This is a genomic window from Cronobacter sp. JZ38 (genome assembly GCF_008932145.1).
GTDB lineage: Bacteria > Pseudomonadota > Gammaproteobacteria > Enterobacterales > Enterobacteriaceae > Cronobacter > Cronobacter muytjensii.
Genome location: NZ_CP017663.1, coordinates 50,936 through 73,552, shown reverse-complemented (window position 1 = coordinate 73,552; position 22,617 = coordinate 50,936). Strand labels below are relative to the sequence as shown.

The following is a 22,617-nucleotide window of genomic DNA, read 5'->3' as shown; positions in this document are numbered from 1 at the left end:
CCTACCCGTTTCCCTGCGGCTCCCCTTCGAGGGCTGTGGCCGTTTTCAAAAATTTCCCTGCGGCCACGGTTTCCAAACAAAAAGAGCGCCGTTTCCGACGCCCCTCCCCTTCCCTTCTCGCTATTTCCCTTCGAGCATTATCAGCTCGTGGCTATTGCGGGTCTTAAACGTAAATTCTGGCAGTTTCAGCTTCCACTCAAAGTCACCCGCTTCCAGAATGACACCGGTGTAGCGTTCTGCTTGATCTGCGTATCGCTTTGCAGTGGATGTCACCCAATCCGGGTCTAATCCGGTACGCGTGTTGTAGAAGTGCATTGCGATCTGGACAGCCATCTCAAATCGACGGGATGCACAGTTTCGGCCGCGCAGTGGGAAGACGAATAATCCAGTAGCGGTGCGAACCACCAGCGCATTGCCAATATCCCGTTTGTAGAAACGATCGGACTTGAGCGCCAGCTGCAGGTCATTAATTTCATATGCCCCCAGAGTGCTTGTAACGTCCTTCCCGTCCACTGTCACGCTTCGCACGTCATGGTGAATGGTGTTAAACAGGACTTGTGCATTACCCAGGCGGGTGTCCATCTGGTAAATCTGATTCATGTGCTTTTCTCGTTATTTGTCTTAACAACTTGTTTTGTTATTGGTCTAATTATCGCAATGGTCACACGGCAGTAAATACGTTGTTTACGGCGTTGCTGGTGGCCTGCGGTAAACCGGATGGTCGGTTAGCCTCCGGGAATGTGGGTGGGTAATCCCACCAGCCTGAGCTGGTGAGGTTAGTCATTACCACTCTTCCGAAGGCAGCTCTTCAATGACCGGGGCATCCATATCGAGGTGGATGTAGCCATAACCGGCGTCATAAATGGCTTTCAGGTTTGCGTACCCGAAATCGGTCAGGCCATCGGACTTAAGATCGTCCAGCCCACTACCCTGAGTTGCATCAATGCGAAGAATTGCACCACCTTCAGTGTCGTGAACCCACCAGCCGTAATTGACGTTGCGGCACTTCTCTTCAATGAGGCGCATGTCCTCTTCGCGAACGTGAGCGGTAGAGATGATTGCTGTTTTGATTGTGACGACTTTCATGATTAACCCTGCACGAGTGAACGAATGCGATCTTGCATAGCGATGACTTCCCAGCGCACGAGGGAACGCTGCTGTAGCCACACATCGACTTTGGTTTTCCATACCCCATATGCTTGCGCGTAAACGGTGCTCCCGCGCTGGTGGGGCTGAACATGAGCGATATACTCCTTTGCCATTCTCTGGCAGAAGGCTTCCGTCTCCGGGTTCTGGATTGCTGGCGTTGGTTGGAATTTCATGGCGCCCTCTCAGTGCATCAAGCCGATGTCTACGCTATCGCCATCTTCTGTGAGACGGATCATCAGCATTGCGAAGGCATTGAGTGGATAACCGGCGTGCCATTCAGGAGTGCGGTCATCAATCATGAAGTCGGCCACATCGAAGAGTGCGCCTTCGTGGTGGAAGAAGCGGGTGCTGCCCTGGTCGTCATATTCGACGTGATCCATTTCGCTCTGCTCGGCTTCGTTCAGGTCAAGCCAGGAAAGCAGGTGGACGTTTTCTGCTTTGGGTGTAACGTTAAATTCGGTCATGTGCTTTTCTCTTGTTTTGTTGTTGGACTAATTATCGCAAGTGACACACGGCATAAAACAATTTGTTATCGGGCATAAGAAAATGGCGCGGGTTAGCGCGCCATTGTGGTTTAAGCAGGCTGGCCTGCGGCCAACACATCAGCAGGTAGATAATTATCCAGCGTTACGCCGGAGGTAATCTTCATGCCATATGCGCCGATCCAGGTGCTGGTGTTGTCGATGCCCGTTTCAATGAAGTCAGTAACCTCACCCATCAGGGTTTCGAACAGGTCTTTACCAGATGCACGGTAATGACTCTCGATAGCCACCAGCAGCGGGTCGCTGCCATCCATAACAGTCTGCGCACCAATTGAGTACACCGCAGGTTGCGCTTTGTCTTTCGGGGTTCTGCGAACCAGGGTACTAATCTGTTTCTCAAGCCCTACGGACGCGTCACGGATCTGGACAGTAATCTTTGCCACCTTGCCACCATCTTCGGTGCGCTCAGAGGCGTAATACATGTCGTAAACCAATTCTGTTGCTTTGTATGTCATATGACCTCCATGTCATGTTTAGTCGCGGCCATTGTAGTTAGGTAGCTACCTACTTACAAGCCGAAGGGTGTTGAGCCTGTAAAAAAGCCCACCAAGGATTAGAGGTGGGCTGATTGAAGTAGTCAAAGGCACATGATTATACTGCTACGGCGATCGTCGCTCGCTGAATCTCCATCTGGGCAATCTGGTTGACAAGAACCAGCACCCGCTCAAGTTGGTCTTTAGGGAAGTGCTGAATATTTGCGAATCTGTACTTTCGATTTGAGCGCATAACAGAGATGGACAGGCGCTCGCCCACTTTGTAGCGTTTGCACTCGCCGCTCTCAAACGACTTATGCTCAAAAATCTTCTCACGGAACACACCGATGATTACCCCATTCGCAGTGATGTCCACCAGATTCACGCGGGAGATAGAGCGCTTAACCGGATTGAACGTGCTGCGATGGTAGTTAGCGATAGCTTGCATCAGATTCATATTCACACCATGTAAACAATTTGTTTTCTCGTTGGTGTAAATAATACAGTGTCTCAAGAGGGCACAAAGCATAACGAATCGGGTGCTGGTGGATGATCGGCAGCTGGTGGCCGCAGGTGGAAGTGGGCAAAAGAAAAGCCACCGAGCTGGTGGCTTTCCGATTACAGTGAATCTTCTTCGTCTACCGCTTTCAAGTCCGGGAACTCTCGATAAACCGCATCAGCAAGACGCTGCTGTTGTTCTTCGGTCAGTTCATTCCAGACCTCAGCTCCTTTCGGGCCATCTCCTTTTGCGGGGATGTATGACCACAGTTTTGCGTACAACTCTTTGCCGACGCCATCCAGACATTCGGCCAGCTCGTCAACGCTCCAGTATTCCAGCAGCTCAGGCATTTTCACAGACATAGTATTCCTCTCAATTAGAATCAGAAGTAGTGCAGTTCCAGGCGACTGACATTTGCTGGTCATCAACCGGCAATGGGAATGAGCCTTCTCTGTAACCCTCACCAATCAATGAGCCGATCCGCTTAGCCACATCCTCAGAGCGGATAACGTCATCCAATGAGATCTCGTCAGTGTCCACACCCTCAAGCGTGATGCAGATATTTAAATGTTTATACATGTGCGTTATTCCGTTGTTTTCTTATGGCTCTTATTATGCCAACAACGGATCGGGGATAAAGCTGAAATGTTCGGGTGGTCTGTGGTTCCCGCAGGCAATTTCTCTCGTCGGGCCACCTCACCCCTTACAATAGGACTTGCACCCCTAAAGAGTTTGACCAACAATACCCACTGGTCATGGATGACCACAGGCTTTTAACCGAAATCCAACTATAGGGATATGAGCCTGCCCCTTTCTCTGGGGCGATCCACCACTCGCCTTCTTTTTTTTTCTAAACCGGCATCCACCCGTTTCCCGAAAATATTTTTTTCTGGCCGTTTCTTTACCGGTTCCGCGCCGCTTCCCGGAGGCTGGTGTCATAGGGTCGGTGTGCTCAGGTGACGATCGGTAGATCTAGGGATTGGGGCGGCGGTGACATTCTCCCTGCGGGTGATTCGAGCGAAGGGTGCTATGCAAAGGCGACGGAAAATTAGGGCTTGAATAAATACGGTGATTGAAGCGCGCCCTCCACCATTTCACTCCCTTACAGTTCCCCCCATTCCCTATTGGTAAACGTACTCATATCGACTGACCACTATAGACAGCAATCCCTATGTGTTTCTCTCCTATAACGCTTAATAGCGCGGTCTCTTCCTCTCTGGGATTTGCTTTCTTCCTTCTGGCGTATTCGTTACTCCCTATAACGGTTAGTGGTGAATAGCTGGTTGTGGTGTCTGGGTGTTTCTCTTCTGAAAATCGTGGAGGTGTGGGTAATGGCATATCTCCTTTTCCTGTATTCGCCTCTCCAGTTTCCTCTTGGGGATTTCTCTTCTCGGCAGCTGGGTTTGTTGTAAATCGTGGAAGTGAAAGTAATGGTAGTTCCCCCTATAGCTTATTCTCTCTGTAGCTTATGCGGTTTGCTTCTCCCGCCAGTGTTGGTGCTGGATTCTCTGGGCTGGCTGAATCTTCCGGGCATGTGGGTAATGGCGTGTCTCCCTTTCCTGTTTCTGCTGCTGTCTCTGGCTTTTGGGCTTCTGGATTGCCTGCAGTAAGTCGGAGGGTTGTTCTCTGATAGCCTGACGAAAGTGAGGTGGGTATTTGCGGTTATGGGAATGTGGGTAATGGCAGTTGTGCCAGCTGTTTATTGCTTTAACAACTTGTTTTCTTATGCGGTAAAACAATTTGTTTTGCTATCCCCTACAACGCGACGGGAGCGATTCTCAGCGTGTCTATCGAATGGGTGGCAAATGGTATTGCTTTGGTGAGATGTCTCTTCCCTGGTATGGTTCTGGCGCTTCCTTGGCGGGTATAAGTGGGATGGCTGCAACAGATCAACTTTTGGGGCAAAAAGAGGGTATGGCGTTGACTTTTTGTTGATCGGTTATTTATTTGTTTTCTTATGGGTGAATATGCCCACAACCCCAGGTGGTGACTGGCGTGAGCCTATCAGTTCAGTATGAAATAGCCAGGTCAACTTGCTCTTATAGAAAAGGTCAATTATTGACTCACACGCCGACGTTGGGGTTAAAAGGTGCGCATGATAAAGTGTTGCCGAAATAAACCAGTAAACATTGTCAAATAGAGGTAATTACATGCCTTCCAACTACAACATTACGCTTGCTGAGTATAATTCTAAGACTGTGCTCGATAAGGGAGAACCTAATACGCTTATCTATAATGTATCTCTAACCATGACAGTTGGTGGGGAGATGGACGGCATTTTTCAGGTTTGGTCAACGCCCATTACCGGCAATAGCTTTGTTTCACGGGACCAGGTTACAGGCTCAGCGGATTTAAAGGATTACGCAAAGGCAGTGTCTTTGTTCAATGAGGCAGCAAATCTCGTTCAGCTTAACGAGAGAAATTTGATTAATAAGGATTAAGTCCATCTTCAAACAAGCCCACCTGGTACGCATCAAACTACTTAATGGGCTTGGGTATATCTTCATTTTTTGACGTCAAAACCCACCTTAATCAAATGGTATGCTTTTGTGACAATGACCTTATCATCCCAACCCAATTTGGCCGCATAATGATGAAGTTCGTCGGTAAAAAAGTGCCTGGACTGCTTTAAGATTCTCAGGTGTGCGCTCTATACCTAATTCCTTCAAGCAAGAATCGACCAGTGACAAACGGTCGATTGCGTAGATGTCATATGTCATACGCCATACTTCCTTTTCATTTCGCTATAGGTTGCCGTGTGAAGATTCCGATCGTACCAGATTGCATCACCGGTCTTCGATTCGTGATGAGAGATGCAGGTGTAGCCATGGCTTTCTAATGCCTGGAATGAGCTGCGAGCGATACAAGCTGAATAGTCTCTATCCCAGCCGTTCCCATTCCTCCCCTCGAAGCGATCATGTTTATAGTTCGCCTTCAGGAACTCATAGTGCATCTGTTCAGTGACCATGAGCAACCTCCTTTTCCGCAAGCAGCAGCGCCGCAAAGTCGTGCATGGTTTTGCTGACCTCAATGAAAACACCGTCGTGCCGGCTAAGACGATACTCGGTCTTCTTACCACCGGCAGCGCGCTTACGCTCATGTTCCCGTTGCTGCTCGTTGTCCCAACGAAACATCTGCATTCTGGTAGCTGGCTGCACCTTATCCACTTCTACCTGCTCTGGCACTCTGCCTTCATTCACCAGGCGAATTACCAGTTCACGTTTTGATAGCGCCATGCCGTTGTAGCGGATGTATTTGTTTAAGTGACGATCCGCACGTACTGCCTGAGCTACTGCTATAATGCACACAATTTATTCCTTTGTTTTCTAAGTGGTGTAATTATCTAATGCGTGAAAGCGGGAGCGAAGCCATTAAAAAAGGCTTCCGAAGAAGCCCTTTATTTAGCTGATGCGCTTAAAGATACAGACCGTCACTGTTACGCCGGTGTCCTCAAACTCTCTCTCAAATGTCTTACCGATCGCACACGCAAATCGACGTTCATCAATCCACTCTGTCAGGTTTGGCACACCGGGCAGGACTGCCACCAGCCGGCCACCAACATTCAGATGTTCCAGAGCTGTGAGTGTGTGAGATTTGGCACGGCCATCGGAGTACGGCGGATTCATTGCGATCTTGTCGAACTTCATTTGTGCATAGTCTTTCGACCAGGCAATGAAGTCGGCGTTATGCACATCTTGGTAGCCTTTCTCTTTTAAGATTTCAGCAAACAACGGAGCCACTTCAACGCAGGTCGCGAACTCGCTTGCCAACGGAACGGACGCCAACAAATCACCTCGACCAGCTGAAGGCTCAAGCAGTGTTTCGCCTGGCTTCATATTGAGCGCCGCCGCAACATAATCCGCGATTGTTTTTGGGGTAGGGTAGAACTGGTGGGCAACTACATCCGGTATCTGACCGGTGGCCATGATCATGCTAATGATGTTGCCAGGCTCATATGGAAATTTAAAGCAATGGCTGCTGGTCTGGACGCCGCCGATCCGCTTGATGACAGCATCAGCCTTCTCAATCTCTGATTTTGACAAGCCATGATGACTGTACGACCAGCTGCCGTAACGATTACTCATCGTTGATAACGCTCTTCTGGCCTGGCTGCTAACTTCCGTATGAACATGCCCAAACTCTTTGGGCGGGGCGCTCTTGGCAGGAGGCTTACGCAATTCAGATGGGATTGAGGCTGGCATGGCCACCGCCAGAACTTCGTTGAGTTTCCAGGCCACGTCTGGATGTACCTGAATGTGCAGGTTCCCATTTTTGAACATCTTCACGCGCATCAGATTGCCATCGATGCTGTACCAGGTGTTCATTTCTTTATTGTCACGGTAAAGCGCGCTGAATACATGACGTGACGGCGCCACCTCAGTAATTTCCTGATGCGCGAAGAAGTGAAGCATCACTCGCAGGTCGTCGAGCACATCCTCTTTGCGGTAGTTGATTGAAACGCTGTCATTCCAGTAGTCGGTAAAGACATAGGAGATGATCATCTTTTCCGAGAAGCCAAAGACCTTGTTCGTTTTGTGGTTCGGACTCAGCGCCTTGAATAGTCCATGCACACGCTCAACCAGATATTTGTGCCGGTCGTTGAGCAATGACACCATGGTTGGCACAACAGTGTTAAGGGTGAACTCTGGAACGCCCACATATTTCTTAGCACGATAAGTGTCCTTGAACATTCCCGTTTTACGTTCCTCGGATACTTCCATCTTCCCGTAGATGAATTGCTCACGCCATTCCTCACGGCGCGCAGCTGGCATGATCATCAGAACGTTCGTCATTTCCGTCACTCGCTGCCAATAACGGGCGTGAATGTTTTCCTTCACATGCTGCAAGTTAACTTTGGAAAGGGTGCTCCCGGGGCGCGCGCTGCAATCTGGCTGGTGGTTCAGCTCTAACAGTCGATTTATCATCTGATACCGGTCATCCCCATACACGTAATCATGAACCTCGTGCATCAGAGCGATCTCTTTGTCGCACTCGGCCACAATGTTATTGATGATCGCTAATTCCTTGCGGAATGCGATGTCACTTCCAGGGGATGTAGCTTCGATGATTGAAAGCGCTGCAGTCATAATGACACCATTAAATAAATTGTTTTCTTATGGGTGTTATTATGACATATCAGATCAGGCAGGAAACAATGAAATGAAGGCGCCAGCACATTGGCTGGCGCTGAAGGTTACTTACTGCAGGTAACGTTGCGGAAATCGCTCTTAGGAATCCAACCACTCGCACCAATGGTTGAGTTGCCCGAAACGAAGTAAAAACCATGGTACTCCTTTACCATTTTGACCTTCATGAAGTGCCCCGGAGCGCTATGCTTTAAGCTCACATTCCCTTGGCAATTCACTTTCGTTTCTTTATCACCGTTTGCCGCGCAACCTGACAGCAAAGCAAAAACTGCGGCCGTCATAAAAATTTTATTGATCATTTTTGACTCATCCATATCTCATTCAACAGACATCATTTTATACTTCCTGACCACTAACCCCTTAGAAAACCTATTAATTAAATGACTTTCACAGGGTTGTACGATGTGGGCAAACGAGATACATCGGCAATCATGACCTGAGATTTAGTATTTCTATTCAAATATTCTGAACCCCAACCAGACCAAAACATCTGGCCGCGTGGAACAACCGACACAAACACCTCATTGTTGCCGCCTGCAAGATGAAAACATTCTGTGAGGGCATACCAACCATAACCATACTGACGTGCGATAGGCATCGACACTGCAAGATTCCCCGCACCTGCCGCGCCTATGCTTGTCCAGTTGCTTCCTGAACCATTTCCTGAGTGGTTTGGAAACCCAGGGTTTAACCAGATAACTTTTTTTAGGAGTAGGTGATACCAGTTAGAATCAAACGTCAGGTTTTTATTCTGATCCCACATGCGAATACCGTAAGAGTCAGTTGCAGGGGGAATCCATCTGTCAAAAATGTAATATTGGATTGGCTGAACTGTCTTGTTCCACCATTTTGAGATTACCCACATTTTTGACAGCGCCCCCCTTGGAAATCAGCTCCGCTACCAGGAAGCATTGAAACTCGGGAGTCAGCATTCATTGGCTTTAAGAAGACAATAGGCGAGTTCATTCCGCTGGTGTCTAGCACCAGATTGCAGAAGGAGCTTTCTCCTTTTGGATTAAACTGAGCATTGGTTATCTGACCTGAAGAACGAAGAGAGAAGTTGAGCTGACCTGTACTCGCAATTACCTTTCCAGCATCGTTGAAGAGCTGCATACCGTAATCAGCCATTGTAGACACCCCAAACAACTGTCATACCACCACCAATGAGTGGACCTCCCAAATCATCTGGATAAGCCAAGTTCATATAGTTGTATTCAAGAGAGATAGAATTTACACCGATGGTCACGTCTGGAAGGCTATACGCGAACACACTGTCACTTGGGACAGTTCGTGTTGTTGGCACGAAGAAAACATATGGTGTGCCGTTTGAAAAATCACAGTTAGAAATAACATATGTATATTTTTTAGTCCCCTTCTCACCTGCTGAGACAACCCACCCTTTTCCCTCTGTCATAAATGGCAAATCCAGGGTCCCTTTGACTTGCGACATAATGCTAGTGTTATCGCATGTCAGTCTGCCGCTGCTATCGAAGCATTGAAATCCATAAGCCATGTCATATCCTTTGACTGGTCATTTTAAAACCGTGAAAACATCTTGTTTTCACACATAACTAAACAATGATATTGTTTACTTTATGCGCCTTCTGTCAAGGGCGATGCTCCGCCACGTTATTGGAAAAATCTCGTTTGATGATCTATTGTGCTGTATATACATACAGTTCTTTTGGTGAGTCCAAAATGTTTGCCCTTGTTGATGCAAATTCGTTCTATGCTTCTTGTGAGACGATTTTCCGGCCTGACTTGATCGGCAAGCCAGTTGTAGTCTGTTCTAACAACGACGGCTGCATTGTGGCTCGATCACCTGAAGCCAAGAAATTAGGCATAAAAATGGGTGATCCACTATTTAAAAACGAGCGTTTCTTTAAAGAGAATGGCGTAGCGGTCTTTTCCAGTAATTATGCTCTGTATGCCGACATGAGCCGGCGAATGATGGCTATCATAGGTGAGATGGCGCCAGGCCAAGAAATTTACAGCATTGATGAAAGTTTCCTCGATGTATCAGGCATTTCCAGCTATATGCCCTTGGATGAATTTGGGCATCAGATCCGCAATCGCATTAAACAAGAAACCTTCCTCACTGTGGGCGTTGGCCTGGCTCAATCCAAAACTTTAGCCAAGCTCGCAAATCACGCAGCGAAAAAATGGTCAAAAACAAACGGGGTGCTGGACTTATCCAGCCCGGTGCGTCAGCGCAAACTCATGGCGCTGGTGGACGTGGGGGATGTCTGGGGCGTTGGTAGCCAGTTAACGAAGCGCTTGAACCAGATGGGTATTGAAACGGCGCTACAGCTGGCTCAGGCCAACACGACGATGATCCGCAAACATTTCGGCGTGGTGCTTGAACGCACCGTTCGTGAGCTGAATGGTGAATCGTGCATCCCACTTGAAGAGCAGCCCCCACCCAAGCAGCAGATCGTCACCTCCAAATCCTTCGGGCAGCGCGTTGAGCGCCTGCAGGACATGGAACATGCCGTTTGCACTTATGCCGTACGCGCATCAGAGAAGTTAAGAGAGCAAAAATCACGTTGCCGGCTTATTACTGTTTTCATTGCAACGAGCCGCTATGCCAATGAGCCTCAATATGGCGACAGCGCTTCGATTACCTGCGAATATCCCACCGCCGACACGCGTGACATTGTAGCGTTTGCAATGCAGTGCCTAAAGCGCATTTGGCGTGATGGCTACCGATACGCGCGCGCCGGGATAATGCTCGGGGATTTTTACCAGGATGGAGTCGCTCAACTCGATATGTTCAGCGAACATAGGCCGCGGCCAAAGGCAGATGAATTGATGGGAGTGATCGGCTCAATCAACAAAAGAGGAATTGGAAAAGTTTGGTTCGCAGGGCAGGGGGTTGATAACAAGTGGCAGATGAAGCGCGAGACGCTTTCCCCGCGCTACACCACTTGTCTGGAGGATTTACCGATCGCTTACTGTAAGTGACGCATCACCCAAACCGGTCGCGGCAAGAATAAGACGAGACATCTTGCCCTTGGCCACTGAGTTGAGATCGCGCCCATCGGCTGGATATTTCGCCCACTCCATCAACTCGAAGAGGTCTGGCAAATCAACGCCTTCACCAGAAACAACTTCCGTGTATAGGAACTGGTCGAATGGGGTGACGCAGTCAGTACCATCCTTCGGGTCATTCTCATCCAGCCACACCTTGCGCGCAGCTCTCACTGCCTCGCGGAACGATCGAGACATCGATTTTAGAGATGACAGCTGCCAGCTCTGCTTGTAAAAATCACGCGCGTGAATCACCTGTGCGTGTGATTCTTCGAGCATGGCAATACGGTCTTTGGCTGCGGCCAGTTGAAGACCCGGCGTCTCTCCATCATTACGCTGGATAGTGACCGTGAAAGCCCCCATTTCAGGCAATTGATACGCCAGCTCATAATAGTTAGTGGCCGGAGTATCCTGGAACTCTTTGGCGAACATCATTGCCGCCATACCCGACATCGGTCCATTGCTGAGGAACTTCAGAAGCCCACCGCCTGGGGAATCCATTTCTTCACGCATTTCCTCGGCTTGTTCTTGCGCTTTGTGAGCGTACCAGCTGTTAATATCGTGGTTGAGAAGCTCTTCGGTTGGCACCCCCCTTAGAAACGTCTCCATCAACGCCTGGCGATCGAGTGTGCTGGTGGTCTCATGCTGCATCTTGTTCACTCCACGCAGTCTGGATAGTGCGCAGATGCTTCAAATGGCGCGCCTTGAAGCTGGTGCTCAACTGCTCATAGGCCCACACTAATTTTGCACGGACAATGTCGGCCAGACCGCCTTCCATAAGGCCAAAGATTTCATCCATCATGAACTCTTTTTCAGCAAGGTAGATCGCAGCGAATCCGTGGTCATGCTCGACGATGGAAGAGGTGTTATGCAGCAGATCACACAGCTTAATCACCATCGTTTCTTCATCGAGGCTATTAATCAGCGCGCGGCAGTTGATAACAAAACGCTGTACGCGGTTGCCATCTTCTTTGCCGGCTTTATTGGTCAATGCGTCAACCTTCCACGCAATACTCTCGCCAAACGCTTCTTGCAGATCTTCGAAGGTCAACTGAGTGTCTCCAATGACATCGTGAAGATACGCGGCCGCAATCATATCTCTGGTGCCGCCATACGCACGAACCAGCTCGGCAACAGCGGTTGGGTGGGTGATGTACGGCTCGTTAGTGTATTTGCGGCGCTGGCCAACAGCGCCATGGGCAGCGGTCGCATAAGTGCGAGCTTTATCGATGATGATGTCCATAATTTACCTAAATGAGATGGGCGCCGTAGCGCCCATTTTAAATTAATGAGTGGCTGTTTTATTCAGATCGTGGCGGTTGGTGATTTCACGCATCCAGAACTCAATGCCTGCTTTATGGCTTTCGAGTTTGTCAGCCACGGCCGACAAGGCTTTTACGGTAGAGCGCGGGTTTGACCCATCTAGAACCGGCAGCTCGATATTCATGCTTGCGCTCAACGATGCCAGAGCGTCACCCATTGCTTTGCCATTGGTGGCCTGCAGATTGATCTGGGCGTTCAGACGGGCGACTTCCTTTTCCAGCTCTTCAACACTTTGGACTGAGCCTACAGTGCTATCGCCAGTACGCGGCGCTTTATCTGCCCGAGCTTCATCGTCAGCTTTAATAAGCAGCTCCAGCATCATCTCCGGGTCTTTCATTACCGGCATCAGGAATTGCAGTGCTGCAATAGCCTGCACCGGATGCAGATCCTCTTTGCCGACGATTGCACGGGCATGTTTGGCCACTTCAGAGAGGCTGATTTCAGGGGTGCGCTCATTAGATTGCTTGGCTGCGGCTTTTTTCATATCGCATAAAATACACATGTGCTTTTCCTTATTTTCTTATTTGTGATAACAAGTTGTTTTCTCAGTGGGTGTATATTGCCACCATCGAAAAAGGCCACTAAGCAATTTGGTTCGGCTTGGGCAGGGAAGTGGGGCGACTAAAAAGGCGTCCGAAGACGCCTTGTATTACTGCTTTTTCAGTAGCGGCAGAAGAATAACAACTGCGACCGCCAGCAAAGCGCCATCGGTGAGCACTGACATCAACCGGCTGGCAAAATCAACCATGACTGCAAGCAGTGCAAAGAATCCGGCAGCGCCGAGGCGAATGTTGCGGATCATCAGAGGTACGGGTCGAGGGAAAGCTGAAGTGCCTGAGCAATCTTCTTCAGGGCTTTCATTTCGTCTTCACCAATGCCATCGTTGTCAGCAATGTCGATACACAGGCACAGAACGTCCACAGCATCAGTAGTGCCGGCAATATCTTCTAACTCACGAAGAGCTTGGGCGGCTGCTCGGCGCGCGCTTGCTTCGAATTGCTGGCGCACGTTAGAGCTGAGCTGAGCGATCTCACCAGCGAACGGCGCAAATGAAGGGGTAGCAGCCATGGTCTTCTCAAGCACATCAACTTCTGCAGGCGAGCAGTCGCCATCAAAATAAGAAATGTAGTATCCGCCCCAGACAGTCGCTTCAACCGCATCGCGGTTCTCCATTTTTTTTACTTCGATAACTGCTTTACGGGTTTTCTTTTTCAGCAAACTAAACATGTGTTTTCCTTTGTTTATTTAACAACTTGTTTTCTAAGTGGTCATATCGTAGCGCGCCCAAAACGGGGTAAAAGCGCTGCGTTACGGTTTAAAAGAATCCGAGCGCGGCGCCCCGCGGCGGGATAAAAATGCCAATGACTCTGGCGATTTCTTTCCCGCCCCAGAGAGGCACTGGAATGTCTGTTGTGAACACCTTCACGAGATTGGTGATCCACGAAATAATGACGACGACGCCTAAGAGGAAGAAGCCTCTAATCCACATCACGCATCTCCCTTAATCACAGCCGAGCGATCCGCCTGAATCGAAGGAACTACCTGAGTCATAGCTTCCACCGCCGTGGTCGAATCCACCATGGCTCCCGTGGGAAGAGTGGTGGCTTGAGCTGCTTGAATGGTTGCTGATGGCGGGGCTGCTATGGTGCGAACTGCTGGCGCTATGAGAGATGCTGGAGCGAGCTGGAACGTCGTCGTTATCGATGTACACAAAAGGCACATGGTTAACATCACTAACAGGGGCTGCGCTACGCGCCGAAGTCGTTGAAGCTGGTACTGCTGCATGAGATTTTTCCTTCCCTAGAAAAACTGGCGGATCGGACAACCCCCACAACTCAACTTCAGAACGGCCACGTTGCTTCTCGACATGCTTAACACCGGCTGCGGTGCCGAGCGTAACCAGAACATCGGACAGGCGATCGCAACGTGACTCAAGTTCACGGATGCGGATTTCCATCTGGCTAAGCTGGCGTTCGAAGCGGCGCTTGAGGAACAAATAGCTGATCATTTAGTTTCCACTCGTTTCCAATCGCAGGCGAGCTGGTCAATCATCGAAGCCAGGTAATCAACCACCTTGCCATTTGGAAGAACCATCTCTAAACCAGGAAATACGGTGTAACCGTCTGGCTGGTGAACTTCAAAAAGGTTGAGTGGAAGACCGAAGAACACTTTGCCTTCAGTTTTCTGGTATTCGCTTGAGCTGATCACCCCGGTGCGGAGTCGTATGGATGTGTCGGCAGGCCATTTCTGACGTGCGAAGGAGGCGCCGGTTTTAATGCCGGTCAAAACGTCTGCGTAAGACAACAACATGTTCACAAACGAATCCCTTCTTGAGACACAAAAAGTTACGGCTGGGCGAACCCAGCCGTGTTTGTGCTCCGTCCATGGAGCAAGCGCTAAACCAGCGCCGTCGTCGTCCTGACGGGGGTTAATTTAATATTAACGTTGTAGGTAGTCAACTACTTATTTTCGCCTCGCGCGGGTGAATAAGTATTATTGGTATTTTATGATGAAATAATACCCAGAATGGGTTTAGAAGTGAGAAACCGAACGAATGTGAGGTTTCCCTCGAACGTAGTGAGAGGTTGTGTGTTCTGGATATAATTCACCCAGGGAAGCAGGGTTGAGAAACCCACGCTAACCTGAGCAAATCATAGCCAGAAACTATGACCGAGATCCAATGCCAGTCCCGGTTAGGAAGGTTGTGGGCAGCAATACCCCAGAATCAAGATCCTTCCTCACTGCAGGAGGGGAACACCAGACACCAACCTCTTGGAACTCGTCTGGTTTCGACAACCTACAGTGACTCCTTTTCTCTCCTGCTTTGATTCTCCCTCTCCCCGAGCGGCTTCCGCGTCCCGGTTCGATCGCTGGTAACAGGTTCCTTTAAGCAGACGCCAGCGCCATAACCCTCCACCCATCTGCCGAGCCATTCCGAAAAATGACGGCGGGATGTTAACACTGGCAGATCAGACGGTAAATAGCTAAACAGCTATTTAACCGCGTTACTATTTTTAAACGGTGGCTTTCTGCTCAGTGCGGCCGTAAAGTTGAACATTCAGCCCATGAACTTCGTTGATTAATTCGCCGATCAGCTGCTCAACTTCATTGGTATGCTGCCCACCGCGGATCGCCTTAAGCGCCCACTCATAAAGCGTGAATGACTGATCGCGGCTTTTGAGTAGCTGGCGTGCATTGGCGAGAAAATCAGTATCGATCAGTGCCACTACGTTGGTAGGGTGTGCCATGTGTAATTCCTTCTGATTAATGTCCAGCGATCATAATTTTTCTGGGAAGGGGATCTACCAACAATCCCAGGTATGACAAGGGCTGGTGGGTTGCTTACAACCGACCTGCTTCTCTATAAATAGATAACTAACCAGTATTTAAATATACGGAAGCAGGTTGGATAAATTGGGTTTGTGGTGGTGCTAAGCTGCCAGTTCCAAAGTGGGTTGTTTCTTCTTGGAAGGGCGCTTTTTCCTGATAGCTTTTGATGGATCGTAACCACCCAGCTCTTTCATTACTGGTAGTGAAACCTTGCGAAGAATGTGCCCAGCCTGGTGGCAGTGGCCGCGGAAGACCACCAGCATACTCCCACCAGGGTTTTCACGTACTTCTACCAGCCCCAGCTCCACGTCTGGTTCAAGAAAGGCTACACGCCCACCGGTCAGCACCACCGTCTCATTAGCTGATTCAGTGGCGAACTCATACCAGGCGGTATCAAGTGATTGGGGGATCAGCATTACTGTCGATACGCCGCGACGCTGCTCACGCATAGCTGCCTCTATCCAGGGCCTAATCTTGGAATAAGGCGGATTGAGAAAAGCATTGGTGCCTGGCTCGCCCCAATCACAAACAAGCGCGTCTCTTTCCTTGCCGATAAAGTCAGGCAGTAGAGCGTTGCCGGCATCACAAGCCACGTCAACGTTAAACTGGATGCCCAAGTATTTCTGAATGGCCTCAAATAGCCACCGTGGAGTGCGCCACAGGTCGCGCAGCTCTTTGTCACGCTCGCGCTTTTTAATCTTCTCTGCGGCAATCATGATAATTCTCTGTAGGTAGTTAGCTACCTATTATAACAAAAGCAAGATTTCTTTGGTATGGCTGCGCCCACTAAACTCTGACGCAGCCTATGTATAGAAATTATTGTTCCTTTCTCATTGCCATGAAAATAGTCGCCATGGCTCTGGCATCTTGACGGTTTGAAAATTCGTCTTTGGGATTGTTAAACATCAAATCGAAAACTGTTTTTTTCTGGTTTTGCATGTCACGAGCGATGCCTTGTGGGCGGTGAGTGTCTAAGCCAGACTTACCATCATTCCATGTATATCTGAAAGTGTAGATATAGGGTTGCGGCTTGCGACCATTTGGGGGCAGGAAATAAAGGCTAAGTTGAATGGTGTCAAGATCGGTGATCTTGTCAGTAACTTCTTTGTAATGCCTCTCCTGCGATTTATCAGGGTTATTGGCTATATTCTGTAGAAGTGCTTCTTTAAGTTTATCAGCATAATCATCGACATCCCCCACATTACAAGTGACCTTTACGACATCTCTTCCTTGATACATCCATGTAACATCGTCTTTTGTCTTCTCCCAATCAACCGAGTCACATACTTTCCAATTAGCGAAACCTTCCTTATAGGTATCACCCATTAAAAAACCAGGTTTTGTATCTTGTACCGTGATTACATCGGGATCGGTTTCGCCACAAGCAGTTAACGAGAAAATGCTTGCTGCAAAAACAATCGCTGTTGATATTTTATTCATTTCATCCCTATTTTTTTACTGCGCAACCGATGAGTTAACGGCAGATAGCCAGAATTGTTTAGATTTAATTTGATAGAGCCAGATCGCTCTTAGAGCGGAGAGGAAAATTTGTTGTGGGTAATTAAGCTTTTGAGTATTCAAGCCCACAGCGTCCTTCCCGTGGGCGTATTTAGATGGTCTCTTTACTCTTCCGCCATAAATTTTTTGACGATCGGAGAATCAGCATTAAGCGAAAGATATTTTCCATCTTTTGCAGCGATGCCCAGCGCCGGAAATACTGCCATCATTTGGCCAGCCTGAGTGGAGGCAGTGCCAACTGGATAAGGTTTTTCTGGATAACTCATCATCGCCAGTTTGAGGCTATTGCTGCTTGCCGTTTTGTCAGCGATCAGCGAATGTAATGAAATGCGGGTGTACACGCTTAGATCCGGCCCACCACTAAACCAGTGCATAATGTTTTGGATTTTGTCCATCGCCTTCACTGGAGCCTCGTTGTAGCACTTCATGAAATCCTCGCGCTGGAGGCCAGCTTTCACAAAGAAGGCATCGTCTTTACCATCAAAGGTGAATCGAGCGCCACGAGGTGTGCTGGCTTTTTTAGGCTTAGTCTCTGGCTCTGGCTGTTTATCCTTCTGAACTTCAGGTTTGGCCGGTGCTTCAATCACCGGGAGAATACTCTCTTCGCCATCGGCTAAAATCTCCGATGGTTTCTCTGGTGGTGTGGCCGTGTTCGACTCTTCCAAATCAATGATCACCTGCTCCATATCACCTGAAGCAGCAGCTGGCGTAACCGGTAACTCGTTTTCGATCTTTGCCACGATGCTCTCTTGTGTAGATGTGGCGGCCTCAGCGGCGTTCGTTTCCAGCTCATCGAGCAAAGAATCGATGCCTTTCATTTGAGTGTCAGCAGCGGCTGGGGTTTCATCAAGGGATGCCAAGATCGCAGACAGAGCATCGAGGTCAGAAACGTTTGTTTGTACTGCGTTGGACATGTGCTTTTCCTTTCATTGTTTTAAATGTGCTTCGTAATGACAGCTATTTTGCCAAACTGAGCTAGGGGAAAAAGCGAGATTTACAGGCGAATGGTTTTGAGAAGGCATTAAAAATGCCGCCAAGCAAGGCGGCATCTTTTATTAAATATGTGGAAGTATATCTTTCTCAAATATGTCTCTCGCAAGTCTTCCAGTTGGTTTGTAATTATCAATATCCTTTAATTTAAACATTGATCCACCAACTGCAACAGTAATATACTTAAATGTACAGCCTTCTTCTTCAACCACTCTACATGGGAAAGTGTTCAAAACATTATACATCGCAGAATCATACAACTTAATGTGTTTTAATGGTTCGATGCGCTGCATCTTCATCATCATGCGAACTTCGGGTGACAAAACATCTTCAGGAGTCCAATTTCCAAGCGAGAAAGAAGATGAGAGTATTTTATCTGGGAGCAGCGCCCCCTTGCCATTAGTATACTCTTGATTTTTAATGGTTAAATCAATAACCCCAAACGGTGGCGCTACTACAATTGAGTGACCTGCAAATATTCTCTCATCGGTAGGCAGCCAAAAATATTCAGGCCCGTAACCAGATTTCTCAGGAAATTCTATCTTAACCGTCGATTTGGTAACGTAGTTCCATACACCTAATTCGTCGAGCATACGAGCAAATATGGATGAGGCATCAACACAGGCCCCCATTCTTCCATCGGCTTTGAGAATTTCGTGAAAAATATTTGAGCAAATTTCAATTTTTCTCTTTGCCTCGCTTAAATACTGTTCAGAATACTCTTTATGCTCAACATATAGCGCGTAATTTTCTAAGAATGTTGAATCCTTTCTTTCTTGATTTAGAAATTCATCGGAATCACAGAAAGCGGGATATGAGAAATCAATACCGAGATTAGAAAATAGCGTTGTGAGCTTTTTAGTTATATTAACGTTTGAATTTAACCACTTCATACTCATCTCCTATGAAAAAAATGAGTATGAAGCTAATCACGTAGACTATCAATTAATTATCAGAAGACAAACGGCAGCTGGAACAGGCCGTACTTTTCACGCGCTATAAAGAAGCATTCCATCATCAGATCTACATCGTAAAGAGCGCTATGCGCTTTTTCCGTGTCGTACACCAGCCCCAAAGCAAATGCCAACTCCTGCAAGCGCGGGCGCTTTCCGTCCTCTGTAGCCCACAGCCCCTCTAACATAGTGTCAAACATAGGTTTGTCTGGCATGGAATGACCAGCGAGATTGAACTCATGTTGCAGAAACGGGCCATCAAAGCCCTCGCCATTGTGAGCAATGTAAAAGTCACTGGCGTCCAACATCGAGATAAGCTCAGGGGCTTTGTCTTCAAAGAGTGGGGCGGTTGCCAGCATCTCTAATGAGATGCCATGCACCTTTTGAGCTTCTGGCTGGATGGTTCGCCGCGGGTTAAAGCGCATCTCCAGGCTTGCTATCTTCTCTTTGGTGATGATGTTGTAGGAGGATAGGGCGATCTCGATGACTCGATGGCCACCGCGGAAATCCAGTCCGGTTGATTCAATGTCCAGCCCGGTTGCGATCATAATTTTTTAGCTCCTTTGACAATGGCGTTTTTTGCAAACGCAGCTGCCTTTTTGATTGTCTCGGTCTGCGTGTCACATGCCACCTTTGCCAGTTCAGCACCGGTGGTGACGTTTAGAACACGCATCGTTTTGTCGTCGAGATCAACGCTGATGAAAATAGTGTTGCCGCCTGGCATTGCCAGGTGCATGGGGAAAATGGGCTTACCTGGTTCGTTAGCAAACTGAGTCATCACCTGATTTAGAATTTCGCTGATGGATTCAGTCAGCAGCCCCTGGACACTCTCAAACACTGCGCGGATGGCAATTCTTGCCTCACGAGCAGTCAGAAGTTTTGACTCAAATTCGGTCACCACTCGTTCGAGCGCTTCAACCGTCTTCCGGTCGATTTCATCCTGCAAGAGAAGGTCGGTGGTCATGCTTGTATTCCGTGATCATGTGGTGCGCGTATTGTTGCGCACCACGAGAGGGGTTCAACATTTAGTGCAAGGCGCTATCGGATGGCCGTTTGTGCGCTTCTGCTGAGGTTCGGATGTACTGGCTAAATGAAGTAATCCGCGCATCCAGATTTGTTAAAGTTGGCGGGAAGAAGCCGACTGTAAGGTTTCGCTTGTCTCCAAAGTGGTTGAGATTGTTCAGTTCACCGCACACCAGCGCATCGATTCTGCGAACATACAAAGGGTCGAGAGAGCCTCGCTGGTCTCGTTCTCTGTCATCTTGAGAAAGTTCGATCCCCGGGCGCAATCCAACGATCACGTTGTAATTCGCAATTGCGGTTCGCGAACACACCTGTTGAATCTCATCAAACAGCGAAACACAACGATCATCATTAACCTGGTGGAAGAGGTCGATGGTGTAGGCCATAACGTCAATTGGCGTTCGATCCATTACGAAACTGCCTGAGCCGTGGGACTTCTCAGCGATGTGGTTTGCGACGGCCAGCTGCACCTGCAGGCGCTCGTAAAGAGGCATTTCTTGACCGACCACCACACCCAACTTACTCATCAGCGCGCCGACGCCAGCATCGACAAACTTGTAACCGTACTTAAGAGCGAGACGCTTGGCTAAAGTCGTTTTACCCGTTCCCTGGGCGCCAGCCAAACCTATGCGATCCATTCTTTATCTCCATAAACAACTTGTTTAAAGGATGGTGTTGTTTCCGTTTCCTCTTGCACCACTAACGTCTCAAGTGAAATCAGATTTGCGGCTGCCATTTCTTCCATGGGGAAAAAGGTATCTGCGTCGGGCACTTCAATATCAAGGTGCGTCAGATAAACACGATGAGCGTATGGCAGGGCGAGACGATAAATCTCAGCGCCCCCAATGATGGCCACCTCGCAGTTTGAATAGACCGACAACTTAGCCACATCTGACATACCTCTGAGATGGACGAATCCAGCCGGTACACGAGCTGCATCACGGCTGATAACAACGTTCACACGGTCAGGAAGTGGCTTACCCAAGCTTTCTGCCGTTCTACGCCCCATAACAACAATCGTACCGGTTGTCATGCGCTTGAAAATTTGCAGATCTTCTTTGCTGCGCCATGGCAGCTGATTCTCTTTGCCGATGGCACCGTTCTTGGCCACCGCAGCAATCATAAACACGGTCACTCTCCCTTTCGGACGACATAACAAACAGGGCGGTTTGGGTGGCTTGCCATCACACTGACAAACTCTTGGCTGGCGCCTACCGCTGCAATCAGTCGATCTGCCCGATGCTCCTGCAAAGTCTTTTTTAAATATGCTCCGTACTTTGGCGTCATTCCGCCGAAGTAAAGCCAGTCATAATCAATGCCAGCACCTTTTAGCCATTGCTTAGTGGCCTCAATCAGCTTGGCTGAGCGATTAGAGACCAGAGCAATTTCAGCCCCGGAGCGCATGAAGCCCCGGAGCATTCGGCTAGTGGGGAAGACAAGACCATCGCCCATTACTAGGCGATCGTCTTCGGCCGACATTGAGCTGCGGTGGTTAACCTCAGCCAATACACTGTCGATCTCACAAAAAACAATCATTCCCCTGGCCATTGCTACACCGCCACCGGAACCTTGATCCATGGCAGTGGCTCATAGCCTTCAATCACGACGCCATCCCAACGGAAATCGTCAAGCTCTTCCCAGGCTTCAGGAAGGATGACCACCGGGTCAGAGTTTTTTGGGATTTCGCGCGCCTGGAACTCTTCAACCGCCTTTTGGTGGTTGTCGTAGAGATGAATATCACATCCGTAATGAGTCAGAGACGCGGCCATATGACCGGTAATTTGGGCAATGAAATGAGTGAGGATGCCGTACCCAGCAATGTTGAAAGGCATACCGACAAATACATCAACGCTGCGCTGCATTACAGAAGAGCACAGAACTCGCTTTGGAATACCCAGGCTGTCCATCAGCTCATCATCAATCTCAGTGCCAGTATCCAGCAGCTCAAGCAGGCGGCTATACATGCTTTCATGGCCGTACTGAGAGTGCGTCCGGCCTACATCACTCGCCATCGACAAACGGGTTGGGAAATCCAGCTCACGACTCCACACGTAAAACGCAAAGTGGCAAGGGGGCAGTGCCATGTCTTCCAGTTGAGCCACATTCCATGCACTCATCAGCATTCGGCGATCGGATGGGTTGGTGCGAAGCGTGTCAACGATACGCGCCAGCTGGTCAACGTTTCTGGTGACAAGGGAGCGTTTGTTATCAATTTCAGTCTCAAGCAAATAACCACGCTTAAGATACTTTTGTAGATCGCTGCTGAGGATAATCCGGGTGTCTTCCAGACTGCGCCATTGCTTTCCATAGACCGGCCCGAGGTCATCGTTCTCATCAGCCCATGCGTCCCAGATTTTTACACCATGCTCTTTCAGGAAGCCGATGTTGCCGGTGCCTTTTAGATACCACTCCAGCTCAACCAGAAGAGGTTTGAGATTGGTTTTTTTGCTGGAAACAAGTGGTACTGATGCGCCAGTCAGCAGGTAATCGGTTGCTAAGAAACAGGTTCCTTTTGTGCCGGTTCCCGTTCTGTCACCAGAGGCCATGCCTTCTGATTGAACCCGGCTAATTACCGAACGGTATGTGTAATCCGTCGCGAGGCCATTTGTGAAAGGTTTGTTAAGTAAACTGGTCATCTTG

36 protein-coding genes are annotated in these 22,617 nt (G+C 48.8%); 2 read left to right on the top strand and 34 right to left on the bottom strand.

Translation table 11 applies throughout. The features are described 5' to 3' along the window. Window positions 1-120: 120 nt before the first annotated feature. The 8 genes from BJP61_RS20770 to BJP61_RS20735 form a co-directional block, all read right to left on the bottom strand. Entirely contained in the window at window positions 121-600 is a 480-nt protein-coding gene (locus tag BJP61_RS20770; RefSeq protein ID WP_105621096.1) for a hypothetical protein, read from the bottom strand. 183 nt (window positions 601-783) lie between these two features. After that, the gene (locus BJP61_RS20765) at window positions 784-1,086 is read right to left on the bottom strand and encodes a hypothetical protein (RefSeq protein WP_105621095.1); all 303 of its coding nucleotides are present in this window, start codon (window positions 1,084-1,086) and stop codon (window positions 784-786) included. Window positions 1,087-1,088: 2 nt separating this feature from the next. After that, a complete protein-coding gene (locus tag BJP61_RS20760; RefSeq protein WP_105621094.1) occupies window positions 1,089-1,322 on the bottom strand; it encodes a hypothetical protein in 234 nt (77 codons plus the stop codon). Window positions 1,323-1,331: 9 nt separating this feature from the next. After that, the gene (locus tag BJP61_RS20755) at window positions 1,332-1,613 is read right to left on the bottom strand and encodes an ABC transporter (protein WP_171999529.1); all 282 of its coding nucleotides are present in this window, start codon (window positions 1,611-1,613) and stop codon (window positions 1,332-1,334) included. A 110-nt stretch (window positions 1,614-1,723) separates the two neighbouring features. After that, window positions 1,724-2,146, bottom strand: coding sequence for a hypothetical protein (locus BJP61_RS20750; RefSeq protein WP_158700619.1), 423 nt, complete (start codon window positions 2,144-2,146; stop codon window positions 1,724-1,726). 136 nt (window positions 2,147-2,282) lie between these two features. Beyond that, a complete protein-coding gene (locus BJP61_RS20745; RefSeq protein ID WP_105621091.1) occupies window positions 2,283-2,621 on the bottom strand; it encodes a hypothetical protein in 339 nt (112 codons plus the stop codon). 161 nt (window positions 2,622-2,782) lie between these two features. Beyond that, window positions 2,783-3,025, bottom strand: coding sequence for a hypothetical protein (locus BJP61_RS20740; protein ID WP_255485539.1), 243 nt, complete (start codon window positions 3,023-3,025; stop codon window positions 2,783-2,785). Window positions 3,026-3,035: 10 nt separating this feature from the next. Then, window positions 3,036-3,242 (bottom strand): hypothetical protein, encoded by a 207-nt coding sequence (locus tag BJP61_RS20735; RefSeq protein ID WP_171999527.1) that lies wholly within the window; start codon window positions 3,240-3,242, stop codon window positions 3,036-3,038. Window positions 3,243-4,813: 1,571 nt separating this feature from the next. On the opposite strand from BJP61_RS20735, the gene BJP61_RS20730 reads away from it, so the two are divergent. Beyond that, window positions 4,814-5,104, top strand: a complete 291-nt coding sequence (locus BJP61_RS20730) for a hypothetical protein (RefSeq protein WP_105621089.1) — start codon at window positions 4,814-4,816, stop codon at window positions 5,102-5,104. A gap of 275 nt (window positions 5,105-5,379) precedes the next feature. Here the strand turns inward: BJP61_RS20730 and BJP61_RS20725 are convergent, their stop codons facing one another. The 7 genes from BJP61_RS20725 to BJP61_RS20695 form a co-directional block, all read right to left on the bottom strand. Further along, the gene (locus BJP61_RS20725) at window positions 5,380-5,631 is read right to left on the bottom strand and encodes a hypothetical protein (protein WP_171999525.1); all 252 of its coding nucleotides are present in this window, start codon (window positions 5,629-5,631) and stop codon (window positions 5,380-5,382) included. Next, window positions 5,621-5,971, bottom strand: coding sequence for a hypothetical protein (locus tag BJP61_RS20720; protein ID WP_171999523.1), 351 nt, complete (start codon window positions 5,969-5,971; stop codon window positions 5,621-5,623). The genes BJP61_RS20725 and BJP61_RS20720 overlap by 11 nt, the downstream gene beginning before the upstream one ends. 93 nt (window positions 5,972-6,064) lie before the next feature. Continuing rightward, window positions 6,065-7,750, bottom strand: coding sequence for a DUF4942 domain-containing protein (locus BJP61_RS20715; protein ID WP_171999521.1), 1,686 nt, complete (start codon window positions 7,748-7,750; stop codon window positions 6,065-6,067). Window positions 7,751-7,857: 107 nt separating this feature from the next. Then, window positions 7,858-8,109, bottom strand: a complete 252-nt coding sequence (locus BJP61_RS20710) for a hypothetical protein (RefSeq protein ID WP_171999519.1) — start codon at window positions 8,107-8,109, stop codon at window positions 7,858-7,860. Between the two features lie 77 nt (window positions 8,110-8,186). Next, window positions 8,187-8,573, bottom strand: coding sequence for a hypothetical protein (locus BJP61_RS20705; RefSeq protein WP_171999517.1), 387 nt, complete (start codon window positions 8,571-8,573; stop codon window positions 8,187-8,189). A 92-nt stretch (window positions 8,574-8,665) separates the two neighbouring features. After that, a complete protein-coding gene (locus tag BJP61_RS20700; RefSeq protein WP_171999515.1) occupies window positions 8,666-8,938 on the bottom strand; it encodes a hypothetical protein in 273 nt (90 codons plus the stop codon). Continuing rightward, window positions 8,931-9,323, bottom strand: coding sequence for a hypothetical protein (locus tag BJP61_RS20695; RefSeq protein WP_171999513.1), 393 nt, complete (start codon window positions 9,321-9,323; stop codon window positions 8,931-8,933). Before BJP61_RS20695 ends, BJP61_RS20700 begins: the two co-directional genes overlap by 8 nt. A 185-nt stretch (window positions 9,324-9,508) precedes the next feature. On the opposite strand from BJP61_RS20695, the gene umuC reads away from it, so the two are divergent. Continuing rightward, window positions 9,509-10,774 (top strand): translesion error-prone DNA polymerase V subunit UmuC, encoded by a 1,266-nt coding sequence (gene umuC / locus BJP61_RS20690; protein WP_171999511.1) that lies wholly within the window; start codon window positions 9,509-9,511, stop codon window positions 10,772-10,774. On the opposite strand, the gene BJP61_RS20685 is transcribed toward umuC, so the two are convergent. The 19 genes from BJP61_RS20685 to BJP61_RS20595 all read right to left on the bottom strand — a co-directional run bounded on the left by BJP61_RS20685 (window position 10,751) and on the right by BJP61_RS20595 (window position 22,613). Further along, the gene (locus BJP61_RS20685) at window positions 10,751-11,491 is read right to left on the bottom strand and encodes a hypothetical protein (RefSeq protein ID WP_171999500.1); all 741 of its coding nucleotides are present in this window, start codon (window positions 11,489-11,491) and stop codon (window positions 10,751-10,753) included. The genes umuC and BJP61_RS20685 overlap by 24 nt on opposite strands. Then, window positions 11,481-12,083: an HD domain-containing protein gene (locus BJP61_RS20680; protein ID WP_171999498.1), complete on the bottom strand. Its 603-nt coding sequence runs from the start codon at window positions 12,081-12,083 to the stop codon at window positions 11,481-11,483. The genes BJP61_RS20685 and BJP61_RS20680 overlap by 11 nt, the downstream gene beginning before the upstream one ends. A gap of 42 nt (window positions 12,084-12,125) precedes the next feature. Next, the gene (locus BJP61_RS20675; protein WP_171999496.1) at window positions 12,126-12,665 is read right to left on the bottom strand and encodes a hypothetical protein; all 540 of its coding nucleotides are present in this window, start codon (window positions 12,663-12,665) and stop codon (window positions 12,126-12,128) included. Between the two features lie 147 nt (window positions 12,666-12,812). Beyond that, window positions 12,813-12,965 (bottom strand): DUF3927 family protein, encoded by a 153-nt coding sequence (locus tag BJP61_RS20670; RefSeq protein WP_139300345.1) that lies wholly within the window; start codon window positions 12,963-12,965, stop codon window positions 12,813-12,815. Next, window positions 12,965-13,390 (bottom strand): TerB family tellurite resistance protein, encoded by a 426-nt coding sequence (locus BJP61_RS20665; protein WP_171999494.1) that lies wholly within the window; start codon window positions 13,388-13,390, stop codon window positions 12,965-12,967. Before BJP61_RS20665 ends, BJP61_RS20670 begins: the two co-directional genes overlap by 1 nt. An 88-nt stretch (window positions 13,391-13,478) precedes the next feature. Beyond that, the gene (locus BJP61_RS20660) at window positions 13,479-13,655 is read right to left on the bottom strand and encodes a hypothetical protein (protein WP_171999492.1); all 177 of its coding nucleotides are present in this window, start codon (window positions 13,653-13,655) and stop codon (window positions 13,479-13,481) included. A gap of 9 nt (window positions 13,656-13,664) precedes the next feature. Further along, window positions 13,665-14,171 carry a hypothetical protein gene (locus BJP61_RS20655; RefSeq protein ID WP_171999490.1) on the bottom strand — a complete coding sequence of 169 codons (507 nt, stop codon included), beginning with the start codon at window positions 14,169-14,171 and terminating at the stop codon, window positions 13,665-13,667. Further along, entirely contained in the window at window positions 14,168-14,479 is a 312-nt protein-coding gene (locus BJP61_RS20650) for a hypothetical protein (protein WP_105621078.1), read from the bottom strand. The genes BJP61_RS20655 and BJP61_RS20650 overlap by 4 nt, the downstream gene beginning before the upstream one ends. 698 nt (window positions 14,480-15,177) lie before the next feature. Next, on the bottom strand, window positions 15,178-15,411 hold the full coding sequence (locus BJP61_RS20645) for a hypothetical protein (protein ID WP_105621077.1): 234 nt from the start codon (window positions 15,409-15,411) through the stop codon (window positions 15,178-15,180). A 183-nt stretch (window positions 15,412-15,594) separates the two neighbouring features. Beyond that, window positions 15,595-16,209 carry a phage N-6-adenine-methyltransferase gene (locus BJP61_RS20640; protein ID WP_105621076.1) on the bottom strand — a complete coding sequence of 205 codons (615 nt, stop codon included), beginning with the start codon at window positions 16,207-16,209 and terminating at the stop codon, window positions 15,595-15,597. A gap of 100 nt (window positions 16,210-16,309) precedes the next feature. Further along, window positions 16,310-16,933, bottom strand: coding sequence for a hypothetical protein (locus tag BJP61_RS20635; RefSeq protein WP_171999488.1), 624 nt, complete (start codon window positions 16,931-16,933; stop codon window positions 16,310-16,312). Between the two features lie 182 nt (window positions 16,934-17,115). Next, window positions 17,116-17,925 (bottom strand): hypothetical protein, encoded by an 810-nt coding sequence (locus tag BJP61_RS20630; RefSeq protein WP_171999485.1) that lies wholly within the window; start codon window positions 17,923-17,925, stop codon window positions 17,116-17,118. A 141-nt stretch (window positions 17,926-18,066) separates the two neighbouring features. Then, a complete protein-coding gene (locus tag BJP61_RS20625) occupies window positions 18,067-18,894 on the bottom strand; it encodes a hypothetical protein (protein ID WP_171999483.1) in 828 nt (275 codons plus the stop codon). A 59-nt stretch (window positions 18,895-18,953) separates the two neighbouring features. Continuing rightward, entirely contained in the window at window positions 18,954-19,502 is a 549-nt protein-coding gene (locus BJP61_RS20620) for a 3'-5' exonuclease (RefSeq protein WP_105621072.1), read from the bottom strand. Continuing rightward, entirely contained in the window at window positions 19,499-19,918 is a 420-nt protein-coding gene (locus tag BJP61_RS20615) for a hypothetical protein (RefSeq protein ID WP_105621071.1), read from the bottom strand. Before BJP61_RS20615 ends, BJP61_RS20620 begins: the two co-directional genes overlap by 4 nt. Window positions 19,919-19,979: 61 nt before the next feature. Beyond that, window positions 19,980-20,615, bottom strand: a complete 636-nt coding sequence (locus BJP61_RS20610) for an AAA family ATPase (protein WP_105621070.1) — start codon at window positions 20,613-20,615, stop codon at window positions 19,980-19,982. Further along, window positions 20,603-21,100 carry a dihydrofolate reductase gene (locus tag BJP61_RS20605; RefSeq protein WP_255485543.1) on the bottom strand — a complete coding sequence of 166 codons (498 nt, stop codon included), beginning with the start codon at window positions 21,098-21,100 and terminating at the stop codon, window positions 20,603-20,605. Before BJP61_RS20605 ends, BJP61_RS20610 begins: the two co-directional genes overlap by 13 nt. An 8-nt stretch (window positions 21,101-21,108) precedes the next feature. After that, window positions 21,109-21,555 (bottom strand): hypothetical protein, encoded by a 447-nt coding sequence (locus BJP61_RS20600; RefSeq protein ID WP_171999478.1) that lies wholly within the window; start codon window positions 21,553-21,555, stop codon window positions 21,109-21,111. Continuing rightward, window positions 21,528-22,613 (bottom strand): thymidylate synthase, encoded by a 1,086-nt coding sequence (locus BJP61_RS20595; RefSeq protein ID WP_171999477.1) that lies wholly within the window; start codon window positions 22,611-22,613, stop codon window positions 21,528-21,530. Before BJP61_RS20595 ends, BJP61_RS20600 begins: the two co-directional genes overlap by 28 nt. Window positions 22,614-22,617: the final 4 nt, after the last annotated feature.

Bases quoted from the DNA above. Each gene is read 5' to 3' on its own strand.
- BJP61_RS20770 (WP_105621096.1), bottom strand. From the start codon at position 600: ATGAATCAGATTTACCAGATGGACACCCGCCTGGGTAATGCACAAGTC.
- BJP61_RS20765 (WP_105621095.1), bottom strand. From the start codon at position 1,086: ATGAAAGTCGTCACAATCAAAACAGCAATCATCTCTACCGCTCACGTT.
- BJP61_RS20760 (WP_105621094.1), bottom strand. From the start codon at position 1,322: ATGAAATTCCAACCAACGCCAGCAATCCAGAACCCGGAGACGGAAGCC.
- BJP61_RS20755 (WP_171999529.1), bottom strand. From the start codon at position 1,613: ATGACCGAATTTAACGTTACACCCAAAGCAGAAAACGTCCACCTGCTT.
- BJP61_RS20750 (WP_158700619.1), bottom strand. From the start codon at position 2,146: ATGACATACAAAGCAACAGAATTGGTTTACGACATGTATTACGCCTCT.
- BJP61_RS20745 (WP_105621091.1), bottom strand. From the start codon at position 2,621: ATGAATCTGATGCAAGCTATCGCTAACTACCATCGCAGCACGTTCAAT.
- BJP61_RS20740 (WP_255485539.1), bottom strand. From the start codon at position 3,025: ATGTCTGTGAAAATGCCTGAGCTGCTGGAATACTGGAGCGTTGACGAG.
- BJP61_RS20735 (WP_171999527.1), bottom strand. From the start codon at position 3,242: ATGTATAAACATTTAAATATCTGCATCACGCTTGAGGGTGTGGACACT.
- BJP61_RS20730 (WP_105621089.1), top strand. From the start codon at position 4,814: ATGCCTTCCAACTACAACATTACGCTTGCTGAGTATAATTCTAAGACT.
- BJP61_RS20725 (WP_171999525.1), bottom strand. From the start codon at position 5,631: ATGGTCACTGAACAGATGCACTATGAGTTCCTGAAGGCGAACTATAAA.
- BJP61_RS20715 (WP_171999521.1), bottom strand. From the start codon at position 7,750: ATGACTGCAGCGCTTTCAATCATCGAAGCTACATCCCCTGGAAGTGAC.
- BJP61_RS20710 (WP_171999519.1), bottom strand. From the start codon at position 8,109: ATGATCAATAAAATTTTTATGACGGCCGCAGTTTTTGCTTTGCTGTCA.
- BJP61_RS20705 (WP_171999517.1), bottom strand. From the start codon at position 8,573: ATGTGGGATCAGAATAAAAACCTGACGTTTGATTCTAACTGGTATCAC.
- BJP61_RS20700 (WP_171999515.1), bottom strand. From the start codon at position 8,938: ATGGCTGATTACGGTATGCAGCTCTTCAACGATGCTGGAAAGGTAATT.
- BJP61_RS20695 (WP_171999513.1), bottom strand. From the start codon at position 9,323: ATGGCTTATGGATTTCAATGCTTCGATAGCAGCGGCAGACTGACATGC.
- umuC (WP_171999511.1), top strand. From the start codon at position 9,509: ATGTTTGCCCTTGTTGATGCAAATTCGTTCTATGCTTCTTGTGAGACG.
- BJP61_RS20685 (WP_171999500.1), bottom strand. From the start codon at position 11,491: ATGCAGCATGAGACCACCAGCACACTCGATCGCCAGGCGTTGATGGAG.
- BJP61_RS20680 (WP_171999498.1), bottom strand. From the start codon at position 12,083: ATGGACATCATCATCGATAAAGCTCGCACTTATGCGACCGCTGCCCAT.
- BJP61_RS20675 (WP_171999496.1), bottom strand. From the start codon at position 12,665: ATGTGTATTTTATGCGATATGAAAAAAGCCGCAGCCAAGCAATCTAAT.
- BJP61_RS20670 (WP_139300345.1), bottom strand. From the start codon at position 12,965: ATGATCCGCAACATTCGCCTCGGCGCTGCCGGATTCTTTGCACTGCTT.
- BJP61_RS20665 (WP_171999494.1), bottom strand. From the start codon at position 13,390: ATGTTTAGTTTGCTGAAAAAGAAAACCCGTAAAGCAGTTATCGAAGTA.
- BJP61_RS20655 (WP_171999490.1), bottom strand. From the start codon at position 14,171: ATGATCAGCTATTTGTTCCTCAAGCGCCGCTTCGAACGCCAGCTTAGC.
- BJP61_RS20645 (WP_105621077.1), bottom strand. From the start codon at position 15,411: ATGGCACACCCTACCAACGTAGTGGCACTGATCGATACTGATTTTCTC.
- BJP61_RS20640 (WP_105621076.1), bottom strand. From the start codon at position 16,209: ATGATTGCCGCAGAGAAGATTAAAAAGCGCGAGCGTGACAAAGAGCTG.
- BJP61_RS20635 (WP_171999488.1), bottom strand. From the start codon at position 16,933: ATGAATAAAATATCAACAGCGATTGTTTTTGCAGCAAGCATTTTCTCG.
- BJP61_RS20630 (WP_171999485.1), bottom strand. From the start codon at position 17,925: ATGTCCAACGCAGTACAAACAAACGTTTCTGACCTCGATGCTCTGTCT.
- BJP61_RS20625 (WP_171999483.1), bottom strand. From the start codon at position 18,894: ATGAAGTGGTTAAATTCAAACGTTAATATAACTAAAAAGCTCACAACG.
- BJP61_RS20620 (WP_105621072.1), bottom strand. From the start codon at position 19,502: ATGATCGCAACCGGGCTGGACATTGAATCAACCGGACTGGATTTCCGC.
- BJP61_RS20615 (WP_105621071.1), bottom strand. From the start codon at position 19,918: ATGACCACCGACCTTCTCTTGCAGGATGAAATCGACCGGAAGACGGTT.
- BJP61_RS20610 (WP_105621070.1), bottom strand. From the start codon at position 20,615: ATGGATCGCATAGGTTTGGCTGGCGCCCAGGGAACGGGTAAAACGACT.
- BJP61_RS20605 (WP_255485543.1), bottom strand. From the start codon at position 21,100: ATGATTGCTGCGGTGGCCAAGAACGGTGCCATCGGCAAAGAGAATCAG.
- BJP61_RS20600 (WP_171999478.1), bottom strand. From the start codon at position 21,555: ATGGATCAAGGTTCCGGTGGCGGTGTAGCAATGGCCAGGGGAATGATT.
- BJP61_RS20595 (WP_171999477.1), bottom strand. From the start codon at position 22,613: ATGACCAGTTTACTTAACAAACCTTTCACAAATGGCCTCGCGACGGAT.